The organism is Sphingomonas sp. HT-1 (assembly GCF_048568905.1).
In the GTDB taxonomy this organism is placed as follows: domain Bacteria; phylum Pseudomonadota; class Alphaproteobacteria; order Sphingomonadales; family Sphingomonadaceae; genus Sphingomonas.
Map to the genome: position 1 here is coordinate 3,400,368 of NZ_CP183770.1, position 16,634 is coordinate 3,417,001.

At 67.2% G+C, this 16,634-nt stretch carries 22 protein-coding genes; 9 read left to right on the forward strand and 13 right to left on the reverse strand.

Translation table 11 applies throughout. The annotated features are described in order from the left end of the window. Positions 1-6: 6 nt before the first annotated feature. From ACNFJ7_RS15955 to crcB, 3 genes are all read right to left on the reverse strand, one after another. Positions 7-666 carry an HAD-IA family hydrolase gene (locus ACNFJ7_RS15955; RefSeq protein ID WP_019370882.1) on the reverse strand — a complete coding sequence of 220 codons (660 nt, stop codon included), beginning with the start codon at positions 664-666 and terminating at the stop codon, positions 7-9. A 142-nt stretch (positions 667-808) separates the two neighbouring features. After that, positions 809-1,912, reverse strand: coding sequence for an RluA family pseudouridine synthase (locus ACNFJ7_RS15960; protein ID WP_019370883.1), 1,104 nt, complete (start codon positions 1,910-1,912; stop codon positions 809-811). After that, the gene (gene crcB / locus ACNFJ7_RS15965; RefSeq protein ID WP_019370884.1) at positions 1,909-2,289 is read right to left on the reverse strand and encodes a fluoride efflux transporter CrcB; all 381 of its coding nucleotides are present in this window, start codon (positions 2,287-2,289) and stop codon (positions 1,909-1,911) included. The genes ACNFJ7_RS15960 and crcB overlap by 4 nt, the downstream gene beginning before the upstream one ends. A 353-nt stretch (positions 2,290-2,642) precedes the next feature. Between crcB and ACNFJ7_RS15970 the strand changes: the two genes are divergently transcribed. Both ACNFJ7_RS15970 and ACNFJ7_RS15975 read left to right on the forward strand, forming a co-directional pair. After that, positions 2,643-3,029, forward strand: coding sequence for a DUF6334 family protein (locus ACNFJ7_RS15970; protein WP_419724227.1), 387 nt, complete (start codon positions 2,643-2,645; stop codon positions 3,027-3,029). Between the two features lie 91 nt (positions 3,030-3,120). Beyond that, positions 3,121-4,067 (forward strand): IS630 family transposase gene (locus ACNFJ7_RS15975; RefSeq protein ID WP_152997892.1). Its coding sequence is split into 2 segments (ribosomal slippage): positions 3,121-3,457 and positions 3,457-4,067, totalling 948 coding nucleotides; the frame shifts between segments, so codons are not numbered across the junction. A 712-nt stretch (positions 4,068-4,779) separates the two neighbouring features. On the opposite strand, the gene ACNFJ7_RS15980 is transcribed toward ACNFJ7_RS15975, so the two are convergent. Further along, entirely contained in the window at positions 4,780-5,211 is a 432-nt protein-coding gene (locus ACNFJ7_RS15980) for a cupin domain-containing protein (protein ID WP_019369636.1), read from the reverse strand. Positions 5,212-5,312: 101 nt separating this feature from the next. Between ACNFJ7_RS15980 and ACNFJ7_RS15985 the strand changes: the two genes are divergently transcribed. The 3 genes from ACNFJ7_RS15985 to ACNFJ7_RS15995 all read left to right on the forward strand — a co-directional run bounded on the left by ACNFJ7_RS15985 (position 5,313) and on the right by ACNFJ7_RS15995 (position 6,550). Further along, positions 5,313-5,675 (forward strand): glycine zipper 2TM domain-containing protein, encoded by a 363-nt coding sequence (locus ACNFJ7_RS15985; RefSeq protein ID WP_019369637.1) that lies wholly within the window; start codon positions 5,313-5,315, stop codon positions 5,673-5,675. A gap of 92 nt (positions 5,676-5,767) precedes the next feature. Further along, complete coding sequence (locus tag ACNFJ7_RS15990; RefSeq protein WP_019369638.1) at positions 5,768-5,917, forward strand: hypothetical protein; 150 nt, start codon at positions 5,768-5,770, stop codon at positions 5,915-5,917. A 54-nt stretch (positions 5,918-5,971) separates the two neighbouring features. Beyond that, on the forward strand, positions 5,972-6,550 hold the full coding sequence (locus ACNFJ7_RS15995) for a hypothetical protein (protein WP_019369639.1): 579 nt from the start codon (positions 5,972-5,974) through the stop codon (positions 6,548-6,550). Positions 6,551-6,610: 60 nt separating this feature from the next. Here ACNFJ7_RS15995 and ACNFJ7_RS16000 read toward each other — a convergent pair whose 3' ends face one another. The 3 genes from ACNFJ7_RS16000 to ACNFJ7_RS16010 form a co-directional block, all read right to left on the reverse strand. Then, complete coding sequence (locus ACNFJ7_RS16000) at positions 6,611-6,952, reverse strand: hypothetical protein (protein ID WP_019369640.1); 342 nt, start codon at positions 6,950-6,952, stop codon at positions 6,611-6,613. Positions 6,953-7,084: 132 nt separating this feature from the next. After that, positions 7,085-8,746, reverse strand: a complete 1,662-nt coding sequence (recN, locus tag ACNFJ7_RS16005) for a DNA repair protein RecN (RefSeq protein WP_058805466.1) — start codon at positions 8,744-8,746, stop codon at positions 7,085-7,087. Between the two features lie 43 nt (positions 8,747-8,789). After that, positions 8,790-9,614, reverse strand: coding sequence for an outer membrane protein assembly factor BamD (locus ACNFJ7_RS16010; RefSeq protein ID WP_019369642.1), 825 nt, complete (start codon positions 9,612-9,614; stop codon positions 8,790-8,792). A 123-nt stretch (positions 9,615-9,737) separates the two neighbouring features. On the opposite strand from ACNFJ7_RS16010, the gene ACNFJ7_RS16015 reads away from it, so the two are divergent. Together ACNFJ7_RS16015 and ACNFJ7_RS16020 are read left to right on the forward strand one after the other, a co-directional pair. Further along, positions 9,738-10,580: a class I mannose-6-phosphate isomerase gene (locus tag ACNFJ7_RS16015; protein ID WP_019369643.1), complete on the forward strand. Its 843-nt coding sequence runs from the start codon at positions 9,738-9,740 to the stop codon at positions 10,578-10,580. Positions 10,581-10,663: 83 nt separating this feature from the next. Next, positions 10,664-11,200, forward strand: coding sequence for a glycine zipper 2TM domain-containing protein (locus tag ACNFJ7_RS16020; RefSeq protein ID WP_026009161.1), 537 nt, complete (start codon positions 10,664-10,666; stop codon positions 11,198-11,200). 210 nt (positions 11,201-11,410) lie between these two features. On the opposite strand, the gene ACNFJ7_RS16025 is transcribed toward ACNFJ7_RS16020, so the two are convergent. Then, positions 11,411-11,638: a hypothetical protein gene (locus ACNFJ7_RS16025; protein ID WP_019369645.1), complete on the reverse strand. Its 228-nt coding sequence runs from the start codon at positions 11,636-11,638 to the stop codon at positions 11,411-11,413. A 374-nt stretch (positions 11,639-12,012) separates the two neighbouring features. On the opposite strand from ACNFJ7_RS16025, the gene ACNFJ7_RS16030 reads away from it, so the two are divergent. Continuing rightward, positions 12,013-12,354 (forward strand): hypothetical protein, encoded by a 342-nt coding sequence (locus tag ACNFJ7_RS16030; protein ID WP_019369646.1) that lies wholly within the window; start codon positions 12,013-12,015, stop codon positions 12,352-12,354. 244 nt (positions 12,355-12,598) lie between these two features. Here ACNFJ7_RS16030 and ACNFJ7_RS16035 read toward each other — a convergent pair whose 3' ends face one another. From ACNFJ7_RS16035 to ACNFJ7_RS16055, 5 genes are all read right to left on the reverse strand, one after another. After that, a complete protein-coding gene (locus tag ACNFJ7_RS16035; protein WP_019369647.1) occupies positions 12,599-13,024 on the reverse strand; it encodes an OsmC family protein in 426 nt (141 codons plus the stop codon). Positions 13,025-13,078: 54 nt separating this feature from the next. Beyond that, positions 13,079-13,486: a glycine zipper 2TM domain-containing protein gene (locus tag ACNFJ7_RS16040; RefSeq protein WP_019369648.1), complete on the reverse strand. Its 408-nt coding sequence runs from the start codon at positions 13,484-13,486 to the stop codon at positions 13,079-13,081. Positions 13,487-13,570: 84 nt separating this feature from the next. Further along, positions 13,571-14,059 (reverse strand): hypothetical protein, encoded by a 489-nt coding sequence (locus tag ACNFJ7_RS16045; RefSeq protein WP_050990169.1) that lies wholly within the window; start codon positions 14,057-14,059, stop codon positions 13,571-13,573. Positions 14,060-14,186: 127 nt separating this feature from the next. Next, complete coding sequence (locus ACNFJ7_RS16050; protein ID WP_019369649.1) at positions 14,187-14,855, reverse strand: TylF/MycF/NovP-related O-methyltransferase; 669 nt, start codon at positions 14,853-14,855, stop codon at positions 14,187-14,189. A 155-nt stretch (positions 14,856-15,010) separates the two neighbouring features. Beyond that, a complete protein-coding gene (locus ACNFJ7_RS16055; protein WP_019369650.1) occupies positions 15,011-15,934 on the reverse strand; it encodes a hydrogen peroxide-inducible genes activator in 924 nt (307 codons plus the stop codon). Between the two features lie 234 nt (positions 15,935-16,168). On the opposite strand from ACNFJ7_RS16055, the gene ACNFJ7_RS16060 reads away from it, so the two are divergent. Then, on the forward strand, positions 16,169-16,573 hold the full coding sequence (locus ACNFJ7_RS16060; protein ID WP_152997890.1) for a hypothetical protein: 405 nt from the start codon (positions 16,169-16,171) through the stop codon (positions 16,571-16,573). Positions 16,574-16,634 lie beyond the last annotated feature (61 nt).

The following is a 16,634-nucleotide window of genomic DNA, read 5'->3' on the forward strand; positions in this document are numbered from 1 at the left end:
CTCCAGTCACAGGGCCTCCAGATGCGCCGGAATCGCCGACGCATGCTCCACGACCCGCACCGCGCCGGCCGCGTGCAGATCATGGGGAGTGTGGTATCCCCATGCAACACCCAAGGGGTGCGCGCGCGCGGCGACGGCCATCGCCATGTCGAAGCTGGTGTCGCCGATCATCACCGTGGTTTCCGGGCTCGCCCCCGCTTCGGCGATGGCGGCTTCGATCATCGACGGGTGCGGCTTGGACGGATGCCGGTCCGCGGTCTGCAGCGTGACGAAGCGCTGGCGCAGGCCGTGCGCCTCCAGCACGCGGATCAGGCCGCGATCGGACTTGCCGGTGGCGACGCCGAGCAGCCAGCCGTTCGCGTCCAGCGCCTCGATCGCCTCGACGATGCCCTCGTAGAGCGGCTCGTCCTCGATATGGCCGGCGGTGCGCAGGGCGAAATATGCCTGCTTATACTCTTCCGCCAGATGGCGGTGGAGATCGTCCTCCGCCTCCGGCAGCAGATTGGCGATCGCTTCGACCAGGCTCAGGCCGACGATGCGGCGGATCGCATCGCGGGCAGGGGGCTCGAGCTTCTGGCCCGCGAAGCAATGCTCCATGGCGAGGCAGATACTCGCCTGACTGTCGACCAGCGTGCCGTCGCAATCGAACAGGGCGAGGCGGTTCATGCGGCCGCACCCACCATAGGATCGTCATTCCGGCGAACGCCGGGATCCATCCGCCACTCGGTCGCAGAAAGAGCCGTGACGGTGGCCCCAATCGATCCCGGCTTTCGCCGGGATGACGAATAACGGCAGGGCAAGCGCACGCTTACTTCTTCTCCCCCCGGCCCCGGCGTTCGCCGCGGCGTTCCTTGCGGTAGGTCTTGGCGTGCGCCTTGGCCTTCTGCTTGAGCAGTTCCCTGCTCATCGGCGGGGGGCCATCGTCGATCTCGATCGCATTGCCCACCGCCAGGTCGAAGCCAAGCGTGTGCATCGATTCGGCGAAATGGTGCGGCAGCTCGGCGCGGACGTCGATGCGGCCACCATCGGGATGGTCGATGCGGATGCGGCGGGCATGGAGGTGCATCTTGCGACTGATGCCGCCGGTGAGGAACGCCTCCTGCAGCCCGTATTTGCCGTCGCCGACGATCGGGTGGCCGATCGCCGCCATGTGGACGCGCAGCTGGTGGGTGCGGCCGGTGAACGGCTGGAGCTCGACCCAGGCGCAGCGATTGCCCGCCTGTTCGATCACCCGGTAGCGGGTGCGGGCGGGGGAGCCTTCTTCCATATCGACCTGCATCTTCTCGCCGCCGGTGCCCGGCTGCTTGCCGATCGGCAGTTCGATGAAACCGTCCTCGATGTCCGGCACGCCCATCACCAGCGCCCAGTAGATCTTCCGGGCGGTGCGGCTGGAGAAGCTCTTCGAGAAGAACGCCGCCGCGCGGGCCGAGCGGGCGATCAGCAGCGCGCCCGAGGTATCCTTGTCGAGCCGGTGGACCAGCTTGGGGCGGCCCTCCGCCTCGAACTGCAGCGCGTCGAGCAGGCCGTCGACATGCTCGAACGTCTTGGTGCCGCCCTGGGTCGCGAGGCCCGGCGGCTTGTTGAGCACGATCGCCTGGGCGTCGCGGTGGATCACCATGGACTGCGCCAACTCGGTCTGTTCGGCGCTGAGCGGCGGGCGGTTCGACTTAGGGCGAGCCGCGGCGGCGGGCTTGGCCGGCTCGGCGGGAGGCACGCGGATCGTCTGGCCCTCTGCGATGCGGTCGCCGGGCTGGGCCCGCGATCCGTCGACGCGGAGCTGCCCGGTACGCGCCCAGCGCGACACCAGGTTGAAGCTCACGTCCGGCAGATGGCGCTTGAACCAGCGATCCAGCCGGATGCCGTCATCATCCATACCGACGACGAACTGGCGGACATCGTGCTCGCCGCTCATGCCGTCACCGCCCGGGCGAGGTGCATGCCGATGGCGAGAGCGCCGATCGCGCCGACCACCGAGGCGAGGACATAGCCGAGCGCGGTCATGACATCGCCGCGCTCGATCATCGCGAAAGTTTCGAGCGAGAAGGAGGAAAAGGTGGTGAAGCCGCCGAGCACGCCAACGCCGAGCAGCAGCCGCGCCTGTTCGGCCTGGGGACCGAAGCGGAGCAGGCTGGCGCCGAGCAGCCCCATCAGGAAACCGCCGACGATGTTGACGGCGAGGGTCCCCCAGGGAAAGGCCGGACCGAGCAAGGCGACGCCGGCGCGGCCAACGCCGTAGCGGGCCGCGGAGCCGATGGCACCGCCGAGCATCACGAGAAAGAGATTGGGCATGCTGGGCCCCTAGCGCGGATTGGGGAAAAGGGGAAGTTGCGGGCGCTCCGGCGCCGGGAGGGCGCGCGAAGTTTAGGAAGTTTAGGATCGTACGCGATTTGCGTTAGCCGGTGCCCTGGAGGGCAAAGGGCGCATTCAGCGGCGACGCAGCATTGCGCCGCGCGTAGGTATAAGGTGGCCAACGGGATCAAGGAGCGAGTGCCGTGCGGCGGCATCTGATCAGTACAAATAGGGAACGATTTGGTTCGTGCAAGGCGGGCGCAGCCATGTTGCTTAAGCCAGAAGCGGCGATCGGGTACGCATGTCCGAAGGTGGTGGTTAGCCGCCGTTCCGTTGTTGGGTTATAGGGCCGAATGGCTGACCGCACGATGCTCCAATTCGACTATGAGGAAGTTCACGGGCGAACGGTGAGTGGGGTCGTGGGACGCCGAGATGGGCCTGCCGGTTGGGATTCCATTGCCCTTGTAGTCGAACATCGAGCCGTCGTGCTTCGGGTTGATCCCGACACCGATGAAGTGGTCGTCACCTTGGAAGATGCCTCCGATCTTGCGAGCGGCTGGATTGAAGTCGCGGAGATTGCCGACGCCATCGGTTCTACGCTCGGATGGTGCTGGATAGGCCGCAACTACCGTGGCTACCTCGACATGTTCACGCTGTCATCTTCAGGCATCGACCCGCAAATCTGCTTCCTTGGCGAAGCCTCCACTCTCACGATTAAGCACATCATCGCGAGCCGCTAGAGCGGATTTCGACCGCACTGAATCGGTGAGGGATTCCCAAGGAACGCGATTTCTGATTCAGAATGCATGCCGGTGAAGGAGTCCGGCATGGATGGGTCATGCTTTGTCGATGGATTTGCGGGTTCGTCTTCTGGCTGTGATTGACGGCGGGCTGAGCTGTCGGGCTGCAGCCGCCCGGTTTGGGGTTGCGCCGTCGACCGCGATCCGCTGGCACGCCCAGCGGCGGGAAACGGGCAATGTTGCCGCCAAGCCGCAAGGCGGAGACATGCGTTCGCGTCGGGTTGAGGAACGGGCAGCTGACATTCTCGCGCTGTGGGAGGCCCGCAAGGACATCTCGCTGGAAGAGCTTCGCCGAGCCTTAGCCAAGAAGGGTCTGGCAGTCTCCGTCGCAGGGCTGCATCGCTTTTTCGCGCGTCGAGGCATGACGCGCAAAAAAAGACTGGCCATGCTGTCGAGCAAGACCGGCCCGACATCCTGAAACAGCGCCGCGACTGGTTCGACGGCCAGGTCGATCTGGAACCGGAACACCTGGTCTTCATCGACGAGACCTGGACCGCCACCAACATGACCCGCAGCCATGGCCGCTGCGCCAGGGGTGAGCGGCTGCGGATGGGATATCCGCATGGCCATCGCAAAACCACCACGCTGGTTGCCGGCCTGCGCATGACCGGCATGGTCGCGCCGATGGTGCTCGACGGCCCGATCAACGGCGACTGGTTCGAAGCCTATGTGGCGCAGGTCCTTGTGCCCACACTGCGCCCCGGCGACATCGTCATCATGGACAATCTGTCGAGCCACAAGCGACCGGCGGTCCAGCATCGGATCGAGGCGGCAGGCGCAACGCTGCGCTTCCTCCCGCCCTACAGCCCTGACTTCAACCCGATCGAAAAGGCCTTTGCACGCCTCAAGGCCATGCTGCGAAAAGCCGGCGAGCGCACTGTCAGCGGCCTGTGGAACCGCATCGGCGCGCTCGTCGACATCTTCCAGCCCAGCGAATGCGCCAACTACTTCAGTTCCTGCGGATATGATCCAGATTGATCGGAAAACGCTCTAAACGTCCATAGTTGGGGCGCTAGCTGCCATGGCGTCAAATGGAAGGCAGTGAACGTTGCTATTCGAGGCTGTATTTAGTGGCTCCGTTGCAATAACCTAGCTTCAGCCACTGCCCGCCCATGTCCAAGCACGTGTCGACCGCTATTTCGCCGCGCAACCAGCAACCGAGTCCGGCTCCGAGCGTAAGAAGCAGAACAGCCAAGGCAACTTTCTTCCACATCCGAGAACATTTGCGCAGTGCATAGGGAACTACAAGCTCGTCACGATTTTGGATGCGCGCGCGGACTCGCCCTTTGGAAGGCCTGCTCCGCGGAGCGGCCGGGATGCGCGGTGCAATCAAAAGGGGGCCGGCGTTGCCGCCAGCCCCCGTGTCGCCGGCCTGTGCCGCGACGATGCGCCGATCGTCGCCGCTCGGTTCGGCGGCATGCATCGCCCCGTCGGCAGGGACAGGAGCGATGCGGCGGATGCGGAACTCTCTCTAGGGCGAGACAGTCCCGATCCTCGATCGCACGCCGCGGTTTCCGGGTGGCACCAGCGTCGATACGACCGTGCAAGAGGTTGAAATTGCGCCGGTTTCCCGCCGTTTCGTTCACCCTTCCTACGCCCTTGAGGGTCGCATCGATGCCGAGTCGCACCAAGCGCTAACCGGTGGCGCCCGCCTGTTGATAGCGTGGATAACGGGGATAAGTGGCCGCCTTCAGTCGCCCGGCGGCGCCCAGCCCGGCGGCGCCAGTTCGAAGCCGGCAAAGTCGAAACCCGGCACCACCACACAGCTCACCAGCCCCCAGCCGCCGCGCGCCTCGGTCGCCTGCCAGCGGCCGGCGGGCACGCGAATCTGGGGCTGTTGCCCGGCAAGCACGTCGCCGCCCAGCGGAACGCGCTCAATTCCTGCCCCCTCGGCCGCGCCGATCTGCACCTCCAGCGGCGATCCGGCGTGCCATAGCCACAACTCGTCGGCATCCACACGATGCCAGTGCGAGCGCTGCCCGGCCTCCAGCAGGAACCATATCGCGGTGCCGATCGATCGCCCGTCAGGGCCGCCAGGCGCCCGCCACGTCTCGCGAAACCAGCCGCCTTCGGGATGCGGCGCCAGGTCCAGCCGGTCGATCATGGCGCGCGCCTCGGTCATCTCGTCTGCTCCCTGCCTGAACGTCCCGTCGTATCAGGTTCATGCAACCCGACGTAAACCCGCCACGTTGGTTTCATCTACAGCACATCGGGGAGTTTGTTATGCGTACTCTGCTTCTTTCGCTCAGCGCCGCGGCGCTCGCCATTCCTGCCGCGACGGTCCTTCCTGCCGTCCAGGCCGAAGCCAAGGTCGTCAAGCAGGATCGCGACTATCGCGATCGCGGCCGTTATCGCGACGATCGTCGCCGGCACAGCTACCGCGAATGGCGCGGCCGGGACGGCCGCCGCTATTGTCGCAAGCCGGACGGCACCACCGGCCTCGTCGTTGGCGGTGTGGCGGGTGCGCTGCTCGGCCGCACCATCGACACCAGCGGGGATCGTACGGCCGGCACGGTGCTCGGCGGCGTAGCGGGCGCGCTGGCCGGTCGCGCGGTCGAACGCGACGGTAATCGCAACTGCCGCTGATGCCAGGACGCGCGGCGGCCGGATCGGCCGTCGGGGAACCTGAAGGATCGTGCATGGTTTGAGTTTCTGCTGGGGACGTGAGGAGTGCCGCCATGCAGAAACCGAAGCCTTATCGCGCACCGATCCGGCGTGGCAGCCCCACGCTGCTGCCGCCCCGGCGCCTCCGGCGTGCCGCGGGCGGCAATGCGCGCGATCTGGAAATCATCTTCGACTGGGAAGATGCGCCGATCACCCAGCATTGACAGTCCGATTCGACTGGCGGAAGCTTGCCGCCGGATCCGAGACGGAGGCATTGCATGGCCGGCAAGAAGGACAAGAAAGCGACCAAGAGCGCCAAGCCGCCGTCGCTGCTGCCCAAGGTGATCGACGGCATCAAGCTGCCCAAGGATGCCCGCCGTCAACTGGCGGGGCTAGCCAAGCACCCGGTGATCGCCGATCTGATCGCCGCCGGGCTGACGGCGCTGGCCCATCGCATCAAGGGCAGTACCGCCAAGACCGATCCTGCCCCGCCTCCGCCGCCTGCCGATCCCGCCCCCGCAGCCAAAGCCGCGCCGCCGAAGCCTGCCGTGAAGCGCGTCCGCAAGCCTGCGGGGGATGCCGCGAAGCCCGAACCCACCCCGTCGCCGCCGCCTGCCGATCCTGCCCCCGCCACCGAAGCCGCGCCGCCTAAGCCTGCCGCGATGCGCGCGCGCAAGCCCGCAGGCACTGGGCCGAAGCCGGCGGTCAAGCGGGTCCGCAAGCCTGTCGAAACGGCCGCAGCGCCCGCAGCACCCGCTGCGCCTGCGGTGAAGGCACCGCCGCGCCGTGTCCGCAAGCCGGCAGACGCCGCCGCCAAGCCCAGGCAGCGTCGTAAAGCGCCCGCACCGGAGAGCTGATCCCAAAACGAAACGGGCCCCGCCTTTCGGCGAAGCCCGTTTCCTGTTGCTGCGGCGGGATCAGCCGCGGCGGCGGTTGCGATCCTGCTTCTCGTAGCGGACCTTGGCCGACAGCACGTCATAGCGACGATCGAGATCGCGGCGTTCCTGCATCGTCAGGCCAGGGCGCGAGGCGCGATAGCGGGCCTCCAGCCGCACCAGCCCGCGATATTCGTTGCGGATCCGGGTCGCCTCGCGGCGGCTCAGCGCGCCCGAGCGGATACCCTGGTTGATCCGCTGTTCCAGCCGGTCCTGCCGGGCGTTGATATTCTGCCAGCCACCCTGGAATGCGGGTGCAGCGGAGGCGGGAACGGCGGCGGCGGCAACGCCAAGGCCGGCGATCAGCAGCATGAACTTCTTCATCGGATACTCCTCACTTCGACTGGACCGCCCCTGCGGTCGAGAGCCGTTGTGGAACGCCGATGTCGCCGCTTTGTCCCAACGCCATGCCTTTTCCGTCACGAATTGTCGCAGGGCGGGTCGCTTCGTTCAGGTTCAGGCGGCGAGCAGCCGCTCCGCCTGCGCCCGCGCCTCGGGCGTGATCTCCGCGCCGGAGAGCATCCGCGCAATTTCCTCGCGCCGCTGCTCGGGCGTCAGCGGCGTCACGCCGGTGCGGGTGACGACGCCGTCATGGCGCTTGGCGATCAGCAGGTGCCGGGCGCCCCGCGCGGCCACCTGCGGGCTGTGCGTCACCACCAGCAGCTGCGAGCCCTGGGCCAGCCGCGCCAATCGCTCGCCGATCGCATCGGCCACCGCGCCGCCGACGCCGCGATCGATCTCGTCAAAGATCAGCGTGCGCGCGCCGCCTTCTTCGGCGAGCGCCACCTTCATCGCCAGGATGAAGCGCGACAATTCGCCGCCGCTGGCGATCTTCATCAGCGGGGCGAAGGGCGCGCCGGGGTTGGTCGAAACCTCGAACTCCACCCGGTCCATGCCCGATGCGCTCCACTGGCCTTCGTCCAGCGGCTCCACCACGGTGCGGAAACGCGCCGCGTCCAGCTTCAGCGGCTTCAGCTCCGCCGCCACCGCCGCGTCCAGTCGCGCCGCCGCCAACGACCGCACCGCCGATAGCGTCCGTGCCGCCTCGCGATAGCTGCGGTGCGCTTCCTCGGCCGCGCGTTCCAGCCGGGCGATCCCCGCGCCACCGCTGGTCAGCCGCTCCAGCCGCCCGGACAGCTCTGCCAGCAGCCCCGGCAGCTCGTCGGGCTGCACCCGGTGCTTGCGGGCGACGGCGCGCAGTTCGAACAGCCGCGCTTCGTCCGCCTCCAGCGCGGCAGGATCGAAGGCCAGCGCCTCGGCCGCGGCATCCACCTGCGCCTGTGCCTCGCTGCCTTCGGTGATCGCACGATCGATCGCGGCCAGCGCCTCGGCCAGCGCTTCGTGATCGTCGGACACCCGCTCCAGGATGCGCGCCGCCTGCCGCAGCCGCGCCAGCCCGCCGTCCGATCCTTCGAGCAGATCGGCGATGCCCTGCAGGTCGGTGGCGATCTTTTCGCCTCGTTGCATCGTCGCCCGGCGCTCGGCGAGCAGTTCCTCCTCGCCTTCTTGCGGAGCAAGCGCCGCGAGTTCGGTAACGGCGTGCTCCAGCCATTCGCGGTCGCGTTCGGCGCTGTCCTGCTCGGCCCGCGCCACCGCCAGCGCATCCTCCGCCACGCGCCATGCGCGGTGGGCCACCGCAACTGGCCCCGCATCGCACCGGCCGAAGGCGTCGAGCAGCAGCCGGTGGCCGCGCGGGTTGAGCAGGCCGCGATCGTCGTGCTGGCCGTGGATCTCGACGAGATGCGGCGCCAGCTCTCGCAGGAACCCGGCCGAAGCCGGCTGGTCGTTGACGAATGCGCGGCTGCCGCCGTCTGCCTTCACCATCCGCCGGATCAGCAGCGGCTCGCCCGGCTCCAGCTCCATGCCGTTCTGCGCGAAGAGATTGGCCACCGCGCTGTCGGCAGCGGGCGGGACGAAGCTCGCCACCACCACCGCCTGGCCCGCGCCGCTGCGCACCAGGCCGCTATCGGCCCGCGCGCCCAGCGCCAGGCCCAGCGCATCGAGCAGGATCGACTTGCCGGCACCGGTCTCGCCTGTCAGCACGCCCAACCCTGCGCCGAACTCCAGGTCCAGCGCCTCGATCAGCACCACGTCGCGAATGGATAGCGCGGTCAGCATCGCGGCCCCCTATCGCAGGAACAGGAGAAGAACGGAAGTGGTTTTAGCTCGCGGGCTTGGGCGGCGGGCTGGCCTTGGCCGCGGCCGCCACCTTGTCCTGGTTGTCCTGCATCAGATCGTAGGCGCGCTTGTACCAATCGGTGCCCGGGTAATTGGCCCCGAGCACCGCCGCCGCCTTGTTGGCTTCCTCGGGCACGCCCAGCGCCAGATAGCTTTCGGTGAGGCGCATCAGCGATTCGGGCACATGCGTGGTCATCTGATAATTGTCGACCACGGCGCGGAAGCGCAGCGCCGCCGCCAGCCACTGGCCCCGCTTTTCGTAGAAGCGGCCGACTTCCATTTCCTTGCCGGCCAGGTGATCGCGCACCAGGTCCAGCTTCAGCCGCGCATCGGCGGCATATTTCGAATTGGGATAGCGGCGAATCAGCTCGCCCAGCGAATCGAGCGCCTGCTGCGTGATCTTCTGGTCGCGGGTGACGTCGCTGATCTGCTCGTAATAGGAAATGCCGATCAGATAATAGGCATAGGGCGCATCGCGGTTGCCGGGGTGCACCGCCAGGAAGCGCTGCGCCGAGGCGATCGCTTCGGGATAGTCGCGGTTCAGATAGTAGCTGAACGCGCCCATCAGCTGCGCGCGCCGCGCCCATACCGAATAGGGATGCTGGCGCTCCACTTCGTCGAACAGCGCGGCGGCGAGCTTGTACTGGTGCTGGTCCAGTTTCTGCTTGGCCGTGCTGTACAGGGTGCCGACGTCGCGCGCGACATAGGGCAGGTCCTTCACCCCGCCGCGCTTTGCGCAGCCGGCGACGGAAAGGGCGAACACCGGAAGGAGCGCGAACGCAAGCGCGCGAGGCAGGGGACTACGCATATGCCGGGGTTCTTAGACCGGGGCCGTGGCTGCAAACAATCCTTTTCGGGGCGGGATTGCGGCGGAACTCGCTTCGCGCCACATGCGCTCCCGTTCCGGTACCGTCATTCAAGGGGATTCCTCATGCCCGCCACGCTTCTCGCCACCCATCGCGTCGAAAAACCCTGGGGCCGCCACACCCTGTATCCGGGCTTTGCCGATCCTGCCGCGGACGGTGAGCCGGTGGGCGAGGTCTGGTTCCAGACGCCGGGCAATTCAACCCCGGACCTGCTGATCAAATATCTGTTCACCAGCGAGAAACTGTCGGTCCAGGTGCATCCGAACGACGAGCAGGCCCAGGCCGTCGGCCTGCCGCGCGGCAAGGACGAATGCTGGATCATCCTCGATGCCGAGCCCGATTCGACGATCGCGCTCGGTACCAAGCAGCCCTATACCCGCGAGGAGCTCCGCGCCGGCGCGCTCGACGGCTCGATCGAGAACATGCTCGACTGGAAGCCGGTGAAGGCCGGCGATTTCTTCTACTCCGCCTCGGGTACCGTCCACGCGATCGGCGCGGGCATCACGCTGATTGAAGTGCAGCAGAACAGCGAGACGACCTACCGCCTCTATGACTATGGCCGCCCGCGCGAACTGCACCTCGACGAAGGTGTCGCGGTATCGGAGCCGGTGCCGTTCGTGCCGCACCCGATGCCGGGGGCGGTCGCGCCGAACCGCACCATCCTGGTCGAAGGCCCCAAATTCGTGCTCGAGCGCTGGGAAGGCGGCAAGCGCAGCTTCACCCTGCCCGAAGGCACGACCGGCTGGCTGATCCCGGTGAAGGGCGAAGGCGTGGTCGACGGCATCGCGTTCAAGGCGGGCGAGTGCCTGACGCTGGAAGGCCATGTCGCGATCCATGCGGAAGTCGGCAGCGACCTGCTGTTCGCCTATCCGGGCGACGCACGTGTCCCGTCGATGGACGCCGAATGAACCAAAGGTAGTTTCCCGTTCACGCAACCAGCCGCCGCGGGCACACGTTCGACACGCATCGATAACGACAAGGATTTCCCACGATGCGCATGTTGTTTGTTGCCGCTGCGGCGGCGCTGACGGTGACGGCGGTGCCCGCGATGGCGCAGGGCCCCCGCGAGCGCGACGCGCGCCAGGATTGTCGCCAGGATCTGCGCCGGGCGGACAGCCGTGGCGAATATCGCCGCGAGATGCGCGATTGCCGCCAGGATATCCGCCAGGCGTCGCGCGCCGACAATCGCCAGTGGCAGCGCGATTGGCGCCGCTACCGCAATTATGACTATAATCGCCTGCCCGCCGGCGAGCGCCGCTATTATGCCGACCGCTATTATCGCGACGGCCGCTATTATCAGGAACGCCGCCTGAGCCGGAACGACCGCATCTATCGCGGCAATGACGGTCGCTATTATTGCCGCCGCAACGACGGCACGACCGGCCTGATCGTGGGCGGTGTCGCCGGCGGGCTCTTCGGCAACGCGCTGTCCTCGGGCGGCAATGCGACGCTCGGCACGCTGCTCGGCGCGGCCGCCGGCGCGGCGCTCGGCCAGTCGGTGGATCGCGGCAACGTCCGCTGCCGCTAAGGCCGCAAGGTTTTCAGGAAGGGGGCTCGGTTCGACGGGCCCCTTTTTCATTGCGAAGGCAAGGAGCTCGGGAAGAGACGCGCGGTCTGTAGTCGTCATTCCGGCGATGGCCGGAACCCATTAGCGCCTCGACATCGGCTTCTGCCGCGCCAGGAATGGCTATCGCCGGGACAACGATGCGAAGCAAGCGCCACCCGAAGACGGCTGCGATCAGATGATCCCGCCGGTCAGCATCAGCCGCAGCCCGCTGACGATCAGCAGCACGAGGTTGAAGTTCCGCCCCGCCGTGCCCCGCGACAGCATGCCCACCACCGCGCCGGTGAGCGCGATCGGGAAGGCGATCCAGTTGATCAGCGGCACGAACGGGATGGGGATGATCCCCACCAGTGCGAAGGGCAGCGCGACCAGCCCGATCAGCAGCGAGAGTGCGTTGAACATGGCCCGAATGTGGGGCAGCCCAACTGTAGTATCAAGACAGAACACCAACAGAAGATTGCGCGCCGCAGCCGCTACCGCCCAGACGCCAGGTCATGATAGGCTGGAAACCGTCCCATATCTCGCGCCCGGAGGTCTGCTATGCTGCCCGCGCTTTCCGTCTTGCCGCTTGCCCTGCTGCTCGTCGGCGCACCGCTTGGGGAACGGACGCTCAACGTCCAGTACACGGTGACCAATGTCGGCGGCGGCCTTGGCGTTTTCGTCGACGAAACGGTGATTTTCGGCATGGTACCGAGCGGGACTGCGGGGCCACGCTGGGTCGCCGAGCGGGTGCGTCACGATCGACACTGGTGTGGAAAGCAGGGCGGGGACGGCAAATGCATCGCTACCGAACCCGCATCCATGATTGGCTGGACGGCGCGGCCTGCGCCACGGTGGCGCCGGCCTTCACCGCGCTCTGGGCCATTCGCCCCGCCGGTTTCGGCCAGGTTCGTGACTTCACGGTTGTATCCGACTCCTCCACCGTCACCATCAAGGGCACGACGACACAGGCAGGCTATTTCACCGAAGTCAGCGTCAGCCAGGACGCAGGCGACTTCGCCCGCTGGTGGCACAATGCCAGCAACGGATGGAAATCCTGCTGGCAGCACGCCGCGCCGGTGGTGGAAGGACAGGTGCTTGCTCCCCGCCTGGCGCTTCCCGCGAATTCGGCGCCATAAGGCCGGAACCTAGGCACTTTTCCGGGGCAGGCTTCGGCCCGCCTCCGATCTGCGTCAGCCCCGCGGATCCCCCAGCAGATAGACGTCCATCGCGCTGGCGCCTTGGCCGTGCAGTAGCTCGCCTAATCGTCGGTTTCCACCAGACCCAAGCAGTTGGATCCCTTGCGCCGGATGACGGCGGCGAGCGATACCAATCTCGGTTATGGCGGGAGGACCTGCCCGGCCGCGATCAGGCCTTGGGGGTTCAGGCCAGCTCCCATTCCAGCCCGATCTCGGCCTGGAGCAGCTTGGAGACCGGACAATTGGCTTCGGCATCGCGGGCGAGCGCTTCGAACTGCGCCCGATCGATGCCGGGCACCTCGGCGCGCAGTTTGAGATCCGAGCGGGTGATGGTGAAGCCGGCGCCATCCTGTTCGAGTTTGACCGCTGCGGTGGTCTCCAGCGTCCCCTCGTCGAACCCGGCCTTGGCGAGTGCGAAGCTGAGCGCCATGGTGAAGCAACCGGCATGCGCAGCGGCGATCAGTTCTTCGGGGTTGGTGCCCTTTTCGTCGCCGAAGCGGGTGTTGAAGCCATAGGGCGTCGCTTCCAGCACGCCGGAGGGGCTGGTGAGCTGGCCTTTGCCAGCCTTGCCGAAGCCGGAATAGCGGGCGGTGGCGGTGCGGGTGGTCATGGCGGACTCCTGGATTGCGGGGCAGGGCCGGGGATCAACCCCGGCCCCTCGCCCTCAACGGCACTTTACGTTGTCGCGGTCGATCGCACGGCCCGCGGCCGCACCGGCGGCACCACCCAAGATCGTGCCGAGCAAGCCCGAACCGCCCGGGGCGATGAGGTTGCCGAGCACGCCGCCGGCGACACCGCCGACGATCAGGCCGGTCGTGCCGTCGTTACGGCGGCAGTAATAGCGCCCGTCCTGCCCGCGATAGATGCGGTCGTTGCGCGAGAGGCGGCGCTCGCGATACTTGCCCTCGCGATAATAACGATCGGCATAATAGCCGTTATAGGCGGGATCCGGCCGGTTATAATCGTAGTCGCGATAGCCGCGATTATTGGCCGAACCTGCGCCAAAGCCGTCGCCGACACAGCCCGACAGCAGCGTGGCCGCAGCGACCGCGCCCAGAGCGAAACTACGCATGGACTCTCTCCTGATCCTGATTGGTATGAAGGGGCAATGCACGACCGCGCCGAAGGTTGCGCGGTCGTGCAGCTTGCCGGGCGATCAGGAGGGGGCTGCGTCGATGCGGCGCAGTTCATCGGCCTGGCCGGCGACCAGGGTGGGGGCCGATCCACCAGCCAGCGCCGGGCGCAGCGCTTCGCGCTCGCTTTCGGGCACGGGTGCGGTGGGATCGGGCCGGAAGGCCTCGATCGCGCGCTCGCCGCCATCGGGATGCGATTGGCCCATGAGATCGGTGGGCACCGTGCCGGGTTCGGCGGCGGCGTTGCGACGGTTGCGCAGCACCCCGAAGGCGATCGCCCCGATCGCGCCCAGCCCGGTCGCGGCGATGGCGGCGAGGCCGGTCTTGCGCAGGGTGGAGCGCTTTTCGACCTTGGTCGCGGGCGCGGCTGCCTTGGGTGCGCGCTTTGGCCGAGCCTTGGGCGCCGGCTTGGCTGCGGCAGGATCGGCCTTGGCGGAGGTGGCGGCAGCGGCGGGCTTGGCGGTGCGCTTGCGCGGCGTCTTGGGCTTGGGGGCGTCGGGAGTGGTGGCCATCGGAATCTCCTTGCGGTTGCGTGCCGATCAACGGGCCGAAGCGGCCGCCTGTTCCGGACCGTCAGGAGAAGCGCGGCGAAGGGCCGCAAAGAACCGCGATTCCGGCGCCCGCCCGGCGCCGCCGCGGTCAGGGTGCGCGGAAGAAGGCGGGGATGACGTAATTGGACAGCTTTTCCATGCGGACGCCGAGGCGATCGCAGGCTTCGTCCGCGGCGCGCGTGGCACCCTTCAGCAGGGCGTAATCGTCGAACACGACCAGACCGCCCCGGGCCATATGCGGCAACAGGCGATCAAGCGCGAAGGCGGTCGGCTCGTACACGTCCATGTCGAGGTGCAGCAGTGCGATCTTCAGCGCGGGATGCGCTTCGAGGAACTGCGGGATGGTATCGAAGACATTGCCCTCCACCAGCGTGGTGTTGGCGAAGCCCTTGGCGTCGAGCAGATCCTGCAAGCCGGCACGGGAAATGCCGTCGCCGCCGGCCGCCTCGAACCGCTTGATGAAGGCCTGATCGGTGGCTTCGGCGACGCCGTCGCTGGGGAAGCTGCCGAAAGCATCGAAGCCGACGACCATCCGGCTATAGGCATTTTCCAGAAGCTGGCGGAAGCTGGCAAAGCGCATCAACGACGCGCCCTTGTATACGCCAAGCTCGACGATCGCGCCCGGCAGGTCGACGATCTGCCGGTACAGCTCGTAGTGCGCCAGCAGCTTTGCCATGCGCGAGGGATGGGAGCGCAGGTAGAACTGGTTTTCGACCTCATAGGGGTCGAGCTGGTCCGTGGGCTGGTAATGCGCCATGTTATTCCCCTGCATTCTCGAACGTCGGTGCGGCGTCGTCGGTGGATCGGGCGCGGACCGAGGTTAACAGCGCCCGCACGCTGCCTATTGCCATCATAGCAGGCGTTGTGGCGCGCGGGACAAGAGCACCGCATTGTACCGCATCGCCCGGGGCTTCAGACGTCGGCGGCGATGCCGCGGGCGAGGATGGCGTTGGCCGAGCGACGTACCTCTTCGGCGATCAGCTGGAAGGCGGCATCCATGCTGCTGGCCTTGCGCCAGGCGAGCGCGATCGACCGATAGCGCGACCAGCCGGCGACGTGCAGCACGCGCAGGCCGGAGGTGCCGCCCACGTCCGAGGCAAGGTACAGCGTCGGCAGCAGGGCCATGCCGAGGCCGCTCGCTACCATCTGGTGCAGGCTGTCCAGGCTGGTGCCTTCGTAATCCGGCGTCATCCGCATCCCATAGGCTTCGGCGATGTGCGAGCATTGGCGGTGGAAATGGTGGCGCGGATCGAGCGACAGCAGCGCCCGGCCGCGCAGCAGCGCCGGATCGACTCGATCCAGCTTGGCCAGCGGATCGTCGACCGCCGCGACGAGGTGCAGCGGTTCGCGGAACAGCGGCTCCACCACCAGCTCGTCGCCCTCGATCGGCATCGGCCCGAGCAGCAGATCGAGCGCGCCGCGCGACAGTTCCTGCGTCTGTTCGGCGGGGATGCCCTCGCGCACGTACAGGTGCAGATCGGGCGCGACGCGGTGGAGCTCCGCGACGATCGGCGAAAGCAGATAGGGGCCCAGCGTGGGCGTGGTGCCGAGCTTGAGCGTGCCGGTGAGCGTGTCGGACGAGCGCGCCGCCAGGCTCTCGATCTCGCGAACCTCCGCCAGCACCTCGCGCGCCTTGGCGACGATCGCGCGCCCGACCGGCGTCAGCATCGCGCCGCCGGCACCGCGATCAAGCAGCCGCACGCCTAGTCGATCTTCCAGCGCCTTGATCTGATGGCTGAGCGTTGGCTGCGATACATGGGCGGAGCGCGCCGCCCGCACGAACGAGCCGGTGTCGGCCAAGGTGACCAGATAGTGGAACTGGCGAAGCGTCGGCATCAAAGGGGTATAGAGCCGTTCTATCGAATCTGCGCAAGTCTTTCGATTGGCCGGGCGGGCGCGATCCGGCTATTCAGTGTCTACCGGAGCGGCAGAGGAACCAAGTGCGTTGCCCCCTCGCACTTCCCAAGCCGACAGGCCTCTGCCGCTGCGGACCAGCTCACGCCCCATGGGGGCAGGCGATATCGCCCCTTGCGGAGACAGCTTCTCCGCCCTTCACCAGAAAGCTTTTTGATGCTGAAGCTATTGCTGCTCTCTATATCCATGGTCGTCGCCGGTGCGGCGGGCGCGACGACCATCCGCGTCGAGAACCACTCGGCGGCAACCCTCAGCCTATCGGCGCACGATGCCACCGGCGGCCTGCAGCGCCAGCTGCGCGGCACGTTGCTGCCGCATGCCAGCACCTTCGTGCGGCGGCCCGGCGGCAAAGTGCTGGCGCTGCGGCGCGAGGCCGACAAGCATCTGTTCGACATCGTCGTGACCAGCGAAGACGGGCGCGGGTGCCGGTTCCGGACGGTCGCCGAGCAGCATAGCGAGGAATGGGTGCTGATCATTCCCGTGGCGCACCCGATCGGGACCGGTCGCTGCGAGGCGCGCACCGGCCGCACCATCGGCGATTTCGTGTTCATCGCTTCCTGAACAGGGGCAGGCGCGCGAAGTTTGCCCGAAACCGCCTTGATGGGTGAACTTCATGGTGAAT

Excerpts from the sequence above, each read along its gene's own strand:
- ACNFJ7_RS15955 (WP_019370882.1), bottom strand. The coding sequence starts at position 666 with ATGAACCGCCTCGCCCTGTTCGATTGCGACGGCACGCTGGTCGACAGT.
- ACNFJ7_RS15960 (WP_019370883.1), bottom strand. The coding sequence starts at position 1,912 with ATGAGCGGCGAGCACGATGTCCGCCAGTTCGTCGTCGGTATGGATGAT.
- crcB (WP_019370884.1), bottom strand. The coding sequence starts at position 2,289 with ATGCCCAATCTCTTTCTCGTGATGCTCGGCGGTGCCATCGGCTCCGCG.
- ACNFJ7_RS15970 (WP_419724227.1), top strand. The coding sequence starts at position 2,643 with ATGGCTGACCGCACGATGCTCCAATTCGACTATGAGGAAGTTCACGGG.
- ACNFJ7_RS15980 (WP_019369636.1), bottom strand. The coding sequence starts at position 5,211 with ATGACCGAGGCGCGCGCCATGATCGACCGGCTGGACCTGGCGCCGCAT.
- ACNFJ7_RS15985 (WP_019369637.1), top strand. The coding sequence starts at position 5,313 with ATGCGTACTCTGCTTCTTTCGCTCAGCGCCGCGGCGCTCGCCATTCCT.
- ACNFJ7_RS15990 (WP_019369638.1), top strand. The coding sequence starts at position 5,768 with ATGCAGAAACCGAAGCCTTATCGCGCACCGATCCGGCGTGGCAGCCCC.
- ACNFJ7_RS15995 (WP_019369639.1), top strand. The coding sequence starts at position 5,972 with ATGGCCGGCAAGAAGGACAAGAAAGCGACCAAGAGCGCCAAGCCGCCG.
- ACNFJ7_RS16000 (WP_019369640.1), bottom strand. The coding sequence starts at position 6,952 with ATGAAGAAGTTCATGCTGCTGATCGCCGGCCTTGGCGTTGCCGCCGCC.
- recN (WP_058805466.1), bottom strand. The coding sequence starts at position 8,746 with ATGCTGACCGCGCTATCCATTCGCGACGTGGTGCTGATCGAGGCGCTG.
- ACNFJ7_RS16010 (WP_019369642.1), bottom strand. The coding sequence starts at position 9,614 with ATGCGTAGTCCCCTGCCTCGCGCGCTTGCGTTCGCGCTCCTTCCGGTG.
- ACNFJ7_RS16015 (WP_019369643.1), top strand. The coding sequence starts at position 9,738 with ATGCCCGCCACGCTTCTCGCCACCCATCGCGTCGAAAAACCCTGGGGC.
- ACNFJ7_RS16020 (WP_026009161.1), top strand. The coding sequence starts at position 10,664 with ATGCGCATGTTGTTTGTTGCCGCTGCGGCGGCGCTGACGGTGACGGCG.
- ACNFJ7_RS16025 (WP_019369645.1), bottom strand. The coding sequence starts at position 11,638 with ATGTTCAACGCACTCTCGCTGCTGATCGGGCTGGTCGCGCTGCCCTTC.
- ACNFJ7_RS16030 (WP_019369646.1), top strand. The coding sequence starts at position 12,013 with ATGCATCGCTACCGAACCCGCATCCATGATTGGCTGGACGGCGCGGCC.
- ACNFJ7_RS16035 (WP_019369647.1), bottom strand. The coding sequence starts at position 13,024 with ATGACCACCCGCACCGCCACCGCCCGCTATTCCGGCTTCGGCAAGGCT.
- ACNFJ7_RS16040 (WP_019369648.1), bottom strand. The coding sequence starts at position 13,486 with ATGCGTAGTTTCGCTCTGGGCGCGGTCGCTGCGGCCACGCTGCTGTCG.
- ACNFJ7_RS16045 (WP_050990169.1), bottom strand. The coding sequence starts at position 14,059 with ATGGCCACCACTCCCGACGCCCCCAAGCCCAAGACGCCGCGCAAGCGC.
- ACNFJ7_RS16050 (WP_019369649.1), bottom strand. The coding sequence starts at position 14,855 with ATGGCGCATTACCAGCCCACGGACCAGCTCGACCCCTATGAGGTCGAA.
- ACNFJ7_RS16055 (WP_019369650.1), bottom strand. The coding sequence starts at position 15,934 with ATGCCGACGCTTCGCCAGTTCCACTATCTGGTCACCTTGGCCGACACC.
- ACNFJ7_RS16060 (WP_152997890.1), top strand. The coding sequence starts at position 16,169 with ATGCTGAAGCTATTGCTGCTCTCTATATCCATGGTCGTCGCCGGTGCG.